At 69.9% G+C, this 12,128-nt stretch carries 9 protein-coding genes; 6 read left to right on the forward strand and 3 right to left on the reverse strand.

Going from position 1 to position 12,128, the window contains the following annotated elements; translation table 11 throughout:
* Positions 1 to 57: 57 nt before the first annotated feature.
* Positions 58 to 1,299 (reverse strand): NYN domain-containing protein, encoded by a 1,242-nt coding sequence (locus ACFVYL_RS04145; RefSeq protein ID WP_389712749.1) that lies wholly within the window; start codon positions 1,297 to 1,299, stop codon positions 58 to 60.
* 356 nt (positions 1,300 to 1,655) lie between these two features.
* Between ACFVYL_RS04145 and ACFVYL_RS04150 the strand changes: the two genes are divergently transcribed.
* Positions 1,656 to 1,835, forward strand: coding sequence for a hypothetical protein (locus ACFVYL_RS04150; protein ID WP_389712750.1), 180 nt, complete (start codon positions 1,656 to 1,658; stop codon positions 1,833 to 1,835).
* A 123-nt stretch (positions 1,836 to 1,958) separates the two neighbouring features.
* On the opposite strand, the gene dnaE is transcribed toward ACFVYL_RS04150, so the two are convergent.
* Positions 1,959 to 5,501 carry a DNA polymerase III subunit alpha gene (dnaE, locus tag ACFVYL_RS04155; RefSeq protein ID WP_389712751.1) on the reverse strand — a complete coding sequence of 1,181 codons (3,543 nt, stop codon included), beginning with the start codon at positions 5,499 to 5,501 and terminating at the stop codon, positions 1,959 to 1,961.
* 201 nt (positions 5,502 to 5,702) lie between these two features.
* Here dnaE and ACFVYL_RS04160 point away from each other — a divergent pair, with 201 nt between their 5' ends.
* The 4 genes from ACFVYL_RS04160 (at position 5,703) to ACFVYL_RS04175 (ending at position 10,370) form a co-directional block, all read left to right on the forward strand.
* Complete coding sequence (locus ACFVYL_RS04160; protein WP_389712752.1) at positions 5,703 to 7,031, forward strand: DUF2252 domain-containing protein; 1,329 nt, start codon at positions 5,703 to 5,705, stop codon at positions 7,029 to 7,031.
* A gap of 72 nt (positions 7,032 to 7,103) precedes the next feature.
* Entirely contained in the window at positions 7,104 to 7,787 is a 684-nt protein-coding gene (locus ACFVYL_RS04165) for a hypothetical protein (RefSeq protein ID WP_389713004.1), read from the forward strand.
* 41 nt (positions 7,788 to 7,828) lie between these two features.
* The gene (locus ACFVYL_RS04170; protein ID WP_389712753.1) at positions 7,829 to 8,629 is read left to right on the forward strand and encodes a DsbA family protein; all 801 of its coding nucleotides are present in this window, start codon (positions 7,829 to 7,831) and stop codon (positions 8,627 to 8,629) included.
* An 82-nt stretch (positions 8,630 to 8,711) separates the two neighbouring features.
* Positions 8,712 to 10,370, forward strand: a complete 1,659-nt coding sequence (locus ACFVYL_RS04175; RefSeq protein WP_389712754.1) for an alkaline phosphatase D family protein — start codon at positions 8,712 to 8,714, stop codon at positions 10,368 to 10,370.
* Positions 10,371 to 10,404: 34 nt separating this feature from the next.
* On the opposite strand, the gene ACFVYL_RS04180 is transcribed toward ACFVYL_RS04175, so the two are convergent.
* Complete coding sequence (locus tag ACFVYL_RS04180; RefSeq protein WP_389712755.1) at positions 10,405 to 10,974, reverse strand: dienelactone hydrolase family protein; 570 nt, start codon at positions 10,972 to 10,974, stop codon at positions 10,405 to 10,407.
* 43 nt (positions 10,975 to 11,017) lie between these two features.
* Between ACFVYL_RS04180 and ACFVYL_RS04185 the strand changes: the two genes are divergently transcribed.
* Entirely contained in the window at positions 11,018 to 12,118 is a 1,101-nt protein-coding gene (locus ACFVYL_RS04185; protein ID WP_389712756.1) for a mechanosensitive ion channel family protein, read from the forward strand.
* Positions 12,119 to 12,128: the final 10 nt, after the last annotated feature.

Raw genomic sequence — 12,128 nt, forward strand, 5'->3', positions numbered from 1 at the left:
CGAGCCTACGGGGTCGGTGGGCGCGCGCGACGTCCGGGGCGCCCCGTACGTCCCGTGTCAGTCACCGGTCCGGTCCCCCGCGGGCGCGTGCTCGGCGGCCGTCCGCACGTCGATCTCGCGCCAGAAGCCCGCCCTGATCGCGTACCGGTCGTGCTCGTCGATCTGGTCGTCCTTGTGGGCGAGCAGCCCGAACCGTGCCGCGTAGCGGAGCAGCTCCCCGTCGACGCGGTGCGGGATGCGCGGGTACATCGTCGACAGCTTCTGCAGGTTGTGCTGTTCCGGGAGCCGCGCCATCCAGCGCCGTGCGAACACCTGGCCCACCTCGAAGGGGTCGCCGCCGACGGTGGTGATGTCCTCCTCGCGGTCGGCCCAGCGCTGCTCGGCGGTCGTCAGCTGGGCGAGGGTGGGCAGGGCGGCGGCCTCGGGGCCCTCGGCCGCGCCGCCGGGGCGCTCGACCCAGCCCTTGTCGGAGGACCAGCGCAGTGTCGCGTTCGTGGGGTGCTGCGCGGCCTGGGTGCCGGGACCGCGCAGGGCGGCCAGGTCCTTGGGGGTGGGCACGCCCTTGGCCGTGGCGATGCGGTGCTCGCCGCCGTCCGGGCGGCCGTTGGCGGCGGGCTCGGCGTGCCGGTCGGGGGCGTCCGTCCCGGCGTGCTGTGCGGCGGCGGCGAGCGCGGACTCCGGCAGCGGCGCGGAGAGGATCGCGGCGATCTCGGGGCGCGGCACGGGCGGCGGGGCGCAGCTGCCGGTGAGCTCCTTGGGGCGGACGGCCTGGGTGATCCAGGCCCGGTCGAGGACGCGCCGCTCGTCGGCCTCGGCGACCAGGTCCTCGGACTGGTTGTAGTCGCCGTCGGCGGCCTGCACGGCCCACAGGTGGACGGCGACGCCGTGCTCCTTGGCGGCCATCATGCCGGGGAGCAGGTCGCCGTCGCCGGTGACGAGCACGACGTCGGAGCAGGCGCGGTTGCGGGCCAGCTCGGTCAGCTCGGCGTGCATCGCGGCGTCCACGCCCTTCTGCGCCCACCGGCCGTCGCTGCGGGTCAGGGCGCCGAGCCGGACCGTCACCCGGGGCATGACGCGCAACCGCCGGTGCTCGGGCTGCGGCACGCGGTCAGGGGCCCCGTCGAACCAGTAGATGCGCAGCAGGGGGCGCTCGGTGTCCGATTCCGCGCGCTCGCGCAGGCCCTGGATCAGGGCGGTGTGATCGACGGTGATCCGGGACCTGGACGGTTCGCCCGCGAGGAGGCTCGCGGCGGCACCCAGCAGATACCCGGCGTCCACCAGGACGATGCAGCGATCCACGCGGTCCACCCTCTTTCCCTGGAGGTTCCCTGGCGTGCCTGGAGGTTCCAGAACAGTGCGACGTGCCTGGTGGTTCCAGAACAGTGCCCGGAGGTCTCTGGACGTTCCCTCGAAGGCCCACGAAGACACCCTGTAAGGGCAACGAATCAGGGGTGCGGGTCCGCGTCGGGTTCCCTTCGAGTCTGCCCGACCGGGCGAAGGTTAACGGCCGGAACTCGATCTTCGGCGTGGCGCATCGGCGGATCGTTCGCCGACAGGCCGTATTACGCACGGTAATTCCCCGAAATGCACACCTTGCCGCCATATGTGAATCTGGTCGCGTCTGGCCCCCCGATCCCCCCAGGAGGAAGATCACTATGGCCAAGAACAAGAATCGCAAGCAGGGCAGCCCGCAGGACCGCGCCTCGCAGGCCGAGCAGGCGCAGGAGCAGGCCAAGTCGACGGCGACGGAGGCCCAGTCGCCGATGCAGTCGCAGGCTCAGGGCAGCCCGGCGGATGTTGCGCGTAAGCACCAGCGTCGCTTCGGCCACAACTGAGGCAACTGACGCGTATTGAGGCACACATGAGGGGCGCACCCGGTGACGGGTGCGCCCCTCATGACACAGGCTCTCAGACCGCCCTGGCGCGTGCGGGCGGACCGGTCCGCGGGCCCGGGCGCCTCACCCCGTGAGGCAGGACGGGCCGAGGAGCACCTTCAGATCGCCGAAGAGCGCCGGGTCCGGCTTCACGCGGTGCCGGTCGAGCCGCAGCACGGTGGTCTTCTGCGCGCCCTGGAGCTTGATCCGCACCTCGCTGTTGCCCCGGTGGTGGCTGAGGACCTCGCCGAGGCGGGTGACCATCGGCGGGCTCACCTTGACGGTCGGAATGGTGATCACCACGGGCGCGTTGGTGCCCGCGTTCGACAGGTCGGGGACCTGCATCTCCATCGCGACGAGCCGCGGCACGTCCTCGCGCTTGTCGAGGCGTCCCTTGACGAACACCACGGCGTCCTCGACCAGCTGGGTCGACACCAGCTGGTAGGTCGCCGGGAAGAACATGCACTCGATGGATCCCGCGAGGTCCTCCACCGTGGCGATCGCCCAGGCGTTGCCCTGCTTGGTCATCTTGCGCTGCAGGCCCGAGATGATGCCGCCGATGGTCACGACCGAGCCGTCGGAGAAGTCACCGCCGGTGAGCTGGCCGATGCCCGCGTCCGCCTTGTCGGAGAGCACGTGCTCCAGGCCGAACAGCGGGTGGTCGGAGACGTACAGGCCGAGCATCTCCCGCTCCTGGGCGAGCAGGTAGGTCTTCTCCCACTCGTCCTCGGAGAACTCCACGTCGAGTCCGAAGCCCGGCTCGTCGCCGCCGGACTCGTCGCCCATCCCTCCGAAGAGGTCGAACTGGCCCTCGGCCTCCTTGCGCTTGACCGCGACGACGTTGTCGATCATCGGCTCGTACTGCGCGGTCAGGCCCTTGCGGGTGTGCCCCATGGTGTCGAAGGCGCCCGCCTTGATCAGCGACTCCGTGGTGCGCTTGTTGCAGGCGGTGGCCTCGACCTTGTCGAGGTAGTCGGGGAAGGAGGTGAACTTCCCCTTCGCCTTGCGCGAGCGGATGATCGACTCCACCACGTTCGTACCGACGTTGCGGACGGCCTCCAGGCCGAACAGGATCACGTCGTCACCCTGGGCGGCGAAGTTGTGCACGGACTCGTTCACGTTCGGCGGGAGGACCTTGATCCCCATGCGGCGGCACTCGTTGAGGTAGACGGCCGACTTGTCCTTGTCGTCCTTGACCGAGGTGAGCAGCGCCGCCATGTACTCGGCCGGGTAGTTCGCCTTCAGGTAGGCGGTCCAGTAGGTGACCAGGCCGTACGCGGAGGAGTGCGCCTTGTTGAACGCGTATCCGGCGAAGGGGACCAGGACGTCCCACAGGGCCTGGATCGCGGCGTCCGAGTAGCCGTTCTTCCGGGCGCCGGCCTGGAAGAGGACGAAGTTCTTCTCCAGCTCCTCGGGCTTCTTCTTGCCCATCACGCGGCGCAGGATGTCGGCTTCACCGAGCGAGTAGCCGGCGATGATCTGCGCGGCCTTCTGCACCTGCTCCTGGTACACGATGAGGCCGTAGGTCAGACCGAGCGTCTCCTTCAGGGGCTCTTCGAGCTCCGGGTGGATCGGCGTGATCTCCTGGCGGCCGTTCTTGCGCTCGGCGTAGTTGATGTGCGAGTTCATGCCCATCGGGCCCGGCCGGTACAGGGCCGAGACGGCGGAAATGTCCTCGAAGTTGTCGGGCTGCATCTGGCGGAGCAGCGAACGCATCGGGCCGCCGTCGAACTGGAAGACGCCGAGCGTCTCACCGCGGCAGAGCAGTTCGAAGGTCTTCGGGTCGTCGAGCGGGAGCGAGAGCATCTCCAGGTCGATGCCCTTGTCGTTGCGCACCATCTTGACGGCGTCGTCCATGATGGTGAGGTTGCGCAGGCCCAGGAAGTCCATCTTGAGCAGGCCGAGCGACTCGCACTGGGGATAGTCCCACTGCGTGATCGTCACGCCGTCGGTGTGCCTCGTCCAGAGCGGGGCGTGGTCCACGATCGGCTCGCTGGACATGATCACGCCGGCCGCGTGCACGCCCATCTGCCGGACCAGGCCCTCGACGCCCTTGGCGGTGTCGATGACCTTCTTCACGTCCGGCTCGTTCTCGTACATCCCCCGGATCTCGCCCGCCTCGCTGTAGCGCGGGTGCTTGGGGTCGGTGATGCCGGAGAGGTCGATGCCCTTGCCGAGGACGTCGGCGGGCATGGCCTTGGTGAGGCGGTCGCCCATCGCGTACGGATATCCGAGCACGCGCGCGGAGTCCTTGATGGCGTTCTTCGCCTTGATCTTGCCGTACGTGCCGATCATGGCGACCTTGTCGGCGCCGTACTTCTCGGTCACGTACCTGATCACCTCGACGCGCCTGCGCTCGTCGAAGTCGATGTCGACGTCGGGCATGGAGACGCGCTCCGGGTTGAGGAACCGCTCGAAGATCAGGCCGTGCGTGATCGGGTCGAGGTCGGTGATGCCCATCGCGTACGCGACGATCGAGCCGGCCGCGGAGCCTCGGCCGGGGCCGACCGCGATGCCGTTGTTCTTGGCCCACATGATGAAGTCGGCGACCACGAGGAAGTACCCGGGGAAGCCCATCTGGATGATGATGTCCATCTCGTACTGGGCCTGCTGCTGGCGGTCCTCCGGGACGCCGCCCGGGTAGCGGCGCTCCATGCCGCGGCGGACCTCCTCCTGGAACCAGGTGACTTCGGTGAAGCCCTCCGGGATCTCGAACTTCGGCATCAGGTCGCGCTTCTCGAACATCCCCGTGGTGTCGATCTGCTCGGCCACCAGGAGCGTGTTCCTGCACCCCTCCTGCCAGGCGTCGGAGGAGTCGATGGCGTACATCTCGTCCGTCGACTTCAGGTAGTAACCGGTGCCGTCGAAGCGGAAGCGGTCCGGGTCGGAGAGGTTCTTGCCGGTCTGGATGCACAGCAGGGCGTCGTGCGCCGTCGACTCGTGCGCGTAGGTGTAGTGCGAGTCGTTGGTGACCAGCGGCGGGATGCCCAGCTTCTTGCCGACCTCCAGGAGACCGTCCCGGACCCGGCGCTCGATCTCGATGCCGTGGTCCATCAGCTCCAGGAAATACCGGTCCTTGCCGAAGATGTCCTGGTAGTCGGAAGCCGCCTGCAACGCCTCGTCGAACTGCCCGAGCCGAAGACGCGTCTGCAGCTCGCCCGAGGGACAGCCGGTCGAGGCGATCAGCCCCTCCGACCACTGGGAGATCGTCTCCTTGTCCATGCGGGGCCACTTCTGCAGCCAGCCCTCGGCATAGGCGTCCGAGGAGAGCTTGAACAGGTTGTGCAGTCCCGTCTGGTTCGCCGCCCAGATCGTTTTGTGCGTATAACCACCCGAACCCGAGACGTCGTCGCGCTTCTGGTGCGGCTGGCCCCACTGGATCTTCCGCTTGTTGCGCCGCGACTCCGGCGCCACATACGCCTCGATCCCGATGATCGGCGTCACGCCCGCCTTCTGCGCCGAGTGGAAGAAGTCGTACGCCCCGTGCAGGTTGCCGTGGTCGGACATCGCGATGTGCGACATGCCCATTTCATTGCACGCGGCGAACATGTCCTTGAGCCGCGCGGCACCGTCCAGAAGCGAGTACTGCGTGTGGACGTGCAGGTGCGTGAAGGGCGGCTTGGTCACGGCGGAAGGCCTCCGGAGAACGCTGGGCGACAGGCTGCGGACAGTCTGGGGGGACAGCGTGGAAGTCTAATCCGGGGCACTGACAGCCGTCGGGCACTCGGGAGTACGGTCAACCGTTGAAGGGGCGGAACATCTGTCCCGCCGGGGGCGGAGCATCCGTCCCCATGTCACGCACCACCCTGTACCAGGAGGCACCCAGCGATGTCGGTCCCGCAGCCCACTGCTGAGCAGCGCGGCGAGCAGATCCTCGCCGTCTTCGACACCGCGTTCGGCGAGCTGCTCGCCGCGGACCCCGCCGCGTTCCGGGTGAAGTTCCGGAAGATGGCCGCCTCCGCCTTCGCGTTCTACCGCGGCACGGCCTGCCTCTTCTACGCCGACCAGGAGCGCGAACAGCACGGCGGTCCCTACCTGGACGAGCGCACCGGCCGGGTGTGGATCCACGGCGACCTGCACGCGGAGAACTTCGGCACGTACATGGACGCCCAGGGCCGCCTGATCTTCAACGTGAACGACTTCGACGAGGCGTACGTCGGCCCCTTCACCTGGGACCTGAAGCGCTTCGCCGCCTCCGTGGCCCTGATCGGCTACACCAAGGCGCTCGGCGACGACCAGATCACCGCCCTCGTGCGGACCTACGCCGCGGCCTACCGGGAGCGGATCCACGACCTGGCGACGGGCGCCAAGAGCGACGAGGTGCCGCCCTTCACGCTGGACACGGCCGAGGGCCCCCTCCTGGACGCGCTGCGCGACGCCCGCTCCCTGACCCGCTTCGGCCTCCTGGACTCGATGACGGAGATCCGTGACTTCGAGCGCCGCTTCGCGCCGGGCGGCGGCTCCATCGAGCTCGACGCCGCCACGCGGTACAAGGTGCTCGCCGCCTTCGACGGCTATCTGGAGACGCTGCCGGAGTCCTCGCTCACCCGCCCCGACTCCTATCGCGTGAAGGACGTCGTCGGCCGGCGCGGCATCGGCATCGGCTCCGCGGGCCTGCCGTCGTACAACATCCTCCTGGAGGGCAACAGCGACGCCCTGGAGAACGACGTCGTGATCTATCTCAAGCAGGCGCAGACCCCCGCCGTCTCGCGCCACATCACGGATCCGGCCATCCGCGGCTACTTCCAGCACGAGGGGCACCGCACGGTCATCTCGCAGCGCGCGCTGCAGGCGCACGCCGACCCGTGGCTGGGCTGGACCGAGCTGAACGGCACCGGCCAGCTGGTCGCCGAAGTGTCCCCGTACGCGGTGGACCTGGACTGGTCGGACATCGACGACCTGGAGGAGATCTCCTCGGTCGTCGCCGACCTCGGCCGCGCCACGGCCACGATGCACGCCGCGGCGGACGACGAGAGCGGCCACTCGGACCTGGTGCCGTTCTCCACCGAGCGCGCCATCGACGCGGCCATCGCGGCCGACGAGGACGGCTTCGGGGAGCTGCTCGTGGACTTCGCGCACACCTACGGGGCACGCGCGCGGGCGGACCACCAGATCTTCGTCGACCTCTTCCGCAACGGCCGGATCCCGGGCCTGTAGACGCCCGGGGGCCATGGGGGCCTGGCCCCCTTCAGGGACCTCCCACAGGAACACATGGCACACTCCTCGGCGATGGACATGTCCGGGATACAGCTCAGAGCCGTGCGCGCGGCACTCTTCACGGCGCTCGTCGTGACGCTCTCCGCCGCGTCCCACGTGCTGCTGTCCCGTGCCCCCTTGCCGCCGGCCACCGTCGCGGCGATCACCGCCGCCGTCTTCGCCGTCGCGTACGCGACGGCGGGGGCGGAGCGCGGCTACGGACGGATCGCCGCCCTGCTCATCCCCCTGGAGCTGGCCGCCGACACGGTCTTCACCGCGGGCCAGCACGTCTGTTACGGCGAGGCCGGCGGCCCCGTCGCGGGCCCGCTGCGCGCCGTCGGCTTCGACGTGCTGTGCGGCGGGGCGCCCGTGGGGACCCCGCTGGCCCGGATGACCGCCGAGGGGCACGGCGCCGCCGCGCTGCTCGCCGACGCGGACCCGGGCGCCGCCTGGCTGCTGCTCGCGGCGCACGTCGGCGTGGGCCTCCTCGCGGCGGCCTGGCTGCGCAGGGGCGAGCGGGCCCTGGCCCAGCTGCTGCGCGCGGTCGGCGCCGCCACGTTCCGGCCCCTGCTGATCGCGGTCGCCGCGGTCACCACGTCCCGGCTGCCCGTACGCCGCCTGTCGCGCCCCGAGCGCCGGGTCCCGGCGGCGCGCACGCGGCTGCTCGTGCACTTCGTGGGGCGGCGTGGACCGCCGTGCTCGGCCGTCCACGCCTGAGCACAGCACCCCCACGCAGTCATCCACACGGAGAAAAGATCATGAGCAAGCGCAACAGCCAGGCCGCCAAGTCCGCCGCCCGCGAGCGGATCCGCGCCCAGCAGGAAGCCGAGCGCAAGCGGGAGAAGCGCAAGCGCGCCGCCATCGTCGGCGCCGCCATCGTCGGTGTCCTCGCGATAGCCGGCGGCGTCGGCTACGCCGTGATGCAGTCCAACAAGCCCGGTTACTGGGAAGAGGCCGCCGACGCGAAGGTGGTCGCCCCGGCCAACTCCTCGGGCAAGGACGGCACCACGGTCACGATCGGCAAGTCCGCCGGCAAGAACACGGTGCACCTGTACGAGGACCCGCGCTGCCCCGGCTGCGCGGCCATGGAGCAGTCCATCGGCAGCGCGGTCGAGAAGGGCATGAAGGACGGCGACTACAAGCTGACCTTCACGATCGGGACGTTCCTCGACAACAACCTCCCGGGCGAAGGCTCGAAGAACGCCCTCAGCGCTCTCGGTGCCGCCCTGGACATCAGCCCCGACGCGTTCCTGGAGTACAAGTCCGCCCTGTACTCGGCGAAGTATCACCCCCAGGAGTCCAACGATGACTTCGCGAAGGACGAGTACCTGATCAAGGTGGCGAACACGGTGGACGCCCTCAAGAACAACAAGAAGTTCCAGAGCGCCGTCAAGAAGGGCACGTTCGACCCCTGGGCCATGAAGATGAGTGACTCCTTCCAGTCGGCCAAGGGCGTGGAGTCCACTCCCACCATCAAGATCAACGACAAGGTGGTCGATACGCCGAAGACCGCCGACGCCTGGAAGGCCGCGCTGAAGAAGGCGGGCGTCACGAAGTAGCGGGCTGATCACCCCGACAGGGGGGGCGGACTTATCGGGTTCGCCCCCCTCGCGCGATTACCGCTCAGTATCGTGATCGCCCGTGACCAGTCGAAACGATCTTCAGTCGTCGCTCAACTCCCCGGCGCCCAGCCGCCGTACGGTCGTCAAGGCCGCGGCCGCCGGCGCCGCGCTCGCCGCGCCGCTCGCCTCCCTACCCGCGCACGCCGCCGACAGACCCGCCTTCCACCACGGAGTCGCCTCGGGCGACCCCCTGCCCGACGGCGTCCTCCTGTGGACCCGCGTGACGCCCACCTCCGAAGCCGCGCCGGGCTCGGGCGAGGGGCCCGACACCGAGGTGAGCTGGGAGATAGCCGAGGACAAGGGCTTCACCCGGGTCGTCGGCCGCGGCAGCACCACCGCGCGGGCGGAGTCGGACCACACCGTCAAGGCCGACGTAAGGGGCCTTCACCAGGCGACCACCTATTACTTCCGCTTCTCCGTAGGGGAGGTGCACTCCCCCGTGGGCCGCACCCGCACCACCCCCGCGCACGACGCCTCCGCGCACGGCGTCCGCTTCGGCGTGGTGTCCTGCGCCAACTGGGAGGCCGGCCACTTCTCCCCCTACCGCCACCTCGCGGCCCGCGCCGAACTCGACGCGGTCCTCCACCTCGGCGACTACATCTACGAGTACCGGAGCGGCGAGTACCCCTCCGCCGAGAACGTCGTACGTCAGCACGAGCCGAAGCACGAGATCAGGACGCTCGCCGACTACCGCACCCGGCACGGCGTCCACAAGACCGACCCGGACGCGCAGGCGATGCACGCCACGCACCCGGTCGTCGCGATCTGGGACGACCACGAGTTCGCCGACAACGCCTGGTCGGGCGGCGCGGTGAACCACTCGCCCGAGACCGAGGGCGACTGGGCCCGGCGCGTGGCCGCGGCGAAGCAGGCGTACTTCGAGTGGATGCCCGTACGCCCCTCGACCGAGGGCACCGTCTACCGCCGCGTCCGCTACGGCAAGCTCGCCGACCTGCACCTGCTCGACCTGCGGTCCTTCCGCTCCGAGCAGGCGGGGTTCGGCAGCGGCGAGGTCGACGACCCGGACCGCACGATCACGGGCCGGGCCCAGCTCGACTGGCTGAAGGCGGGCCTGGCCGCCTCGGACGCGGCCTGGAAGCTGGTCGGCACCTCGGTGATGATCTCGCCGGTCGCCTTCGGCTCGCTGCCCGCCCACCTCCTTGAGCCCCTCGCCGAGCTGCTCGGCCTGCCCAAGGAGGGCCTGGCCATCAACGCGGACCAGTGGGACGGGTACACGGACGACCGCAAGGAACTCATCGCCCACCTGCGCGACAACAAGATCCAGAACACCGTCTTCCTCACCGGCGACATCCACATGGCCTGGGCGAACGACGTGCCGGTCAAGGCCGCCACGTACCCCTTCTCGGCGTCCGCCGCGACCGAGTTCGTCGTCACGTCGGTGAGCTCCGACAACATCGACGACATGCTTCATGTCGCCCCGCACACGGTGTCCCTCGTGGCCGCGGGCGCCATCAAGGCCGCCAACCGCCACGTGAAGTGGCTGGACATGGACTCGCACGGCTACGGGGTCCTCGACGTCACCGCCGAGCGCTCGCAGATGGACTACTACGCGGTCTCCGACCGGACCGACCCCGAGGCGACCTCGTCCTGGCTCCGCTCGTACCGCACCCGCAGCGGCACGCAGAAGACCGAGCGGGCGGACGCCCCGGTCCGCTGACGCGCGGCGACGGCCAGGGCCCTTCTGACGGATCCTAGAGCGTCTCCAGGAAGCCGAGCGCCGTGCGCCACGTCGCCTCCGTGGCCTCGGCGTCGTAGTCGTCGAGGTCCGGGTCGGTGTAGAGGTGCCCGGCGCCCGCGTAGCGGTAGACCTCCACGTCGGCACCGGCCCGGCCCATCCGCAGGTACCAGGCGCTCAGCCAGTCGTCGGACTCGAACGGGTCGGGCTCGGCGACGTGCAGCTGCACCGGCAGCTCGTCCACGGCCGCGTTCTCCGCGATGTCGGAGGTGCCGTGCAGGAGCAGCAGGCCGCGCGCCTTCGCGTCGCCGAGGGCGAGGGTCTGGGCGGTGGCGGCGCCGAGTGCGAAGCCGGCGTAGACCAGACCGCGCTCGGAGTAGGGCGCGGCGGCGAGGATCGCCCGCTTCAGGATCTCGTCCTTGCCGAGCTCCTCCTGGAAGGCCCTTCCTTCCTCGACGTCGTCGAAGACGCGGCCCTCGAAGAGATCGGGGGTCCACACCTCGTGCCCCGCGGCGCGCAGGCGCTCCGCCGCCGCGTGCACCGCGGGCCGCAGCCCGTACGTCGAGTGGAAAAGCATGATGTTCATGGGGCCATCGTGCCATTTGGCGCGTACCCCTACGCTCGGAGGCATGGAGAACGTACTGCGTCCGTTGATCGTGGTCGGCGGCTCGGTCGTGCTCACGGTGATCGTCGGCTGGCTGGTCGACGTCCTGTTGCGCCGGGCCGACGAACGGCACCACGAGACCCCGCTCTGGGGCCTGCTGCGCCGTGGCCGCGTCCCCCTGCAAGTCGTCCTGTGCGCCGCGCTGCTGAGAGGGTCCTATGCCCAGGCAGAGCTCGCCAAGGACCACTCGGCGCTGATCGGCCGGGCCCTCGGCCTCGTCCTCATCGGCTCCACCGCCTGGCTGGTGGTGCGGATCGCGGCGGCCGTCGTCGAGTCGTCCTACGCGCGCTACGCCGCCATGCACCGGGACCCGGCCCGGGTCCGCCGGGTGCGTACGCAGGTGACCCTCATCCAGCGGGTGGTCACCGCGATCGTCGGCGTCGTGGCCGCGGCCGCGATGCTCCTGACCTTCCCCGCCATGCAGGCGGCCGGGGCCTCGCTGCTCGCCTCCGCGGGCATTCTCGGCATCGTCGCCGGTGTCGCCGCCCAGTCCACCCTCGGCAACCTCTTCGCCGGGCTGCAGATCGCCTTCGGCGACATGGTGCGGCTCGGGGACACGGTGGTGGTGGACGGCGAGTGGGGCACGGTCGACGAGATCACCCTGACCTTCCTGACCGTCCGCACCTGGGACGAGCGCCGGATCACCATGCCGGTCTCGTACTTCACCGCGAAGCCGTTCGAGAACTGGTCGCGGGGCGGCGCCGAGATGACCGGCACCGTCTTCTTCCAGCTGGACCACACGGCCCCGATCGCGCTGATGCGCGAACATCTCCACGACATCCTGCGCGACTGCGCGGCGTGGGACGGCCGGGACTGGGGCCTCGCGGTCACGGACACCACGACGAGCACGATCCAGGTCCGTGCCCTGGTCACCGCGAAGGACGCGGACGACATATGGACGGTGCGGGTCACGGTGCGCGAGCAGATGGTCCGCTGGCTCACCGAGCACCATTCCTACGCGCTGCCGCGGGTCACCACCGTCTCGGCCGTCGAACCCCTGAACAACGGCCACCGTCCGCGGCACGATCCGTTCTCGCCGGACGTGCCGCGGACGGGGCGCGGCTGACGTCCGCGGG

Source organism: Streptomyces sp. NPDC058308, from assembly GCF_042880275.1.
Lineage (GTDB): Bacteria > Actinomycetota > Actinomycetes > Streptomycetales > Streptomycetaceae > Streptomyces.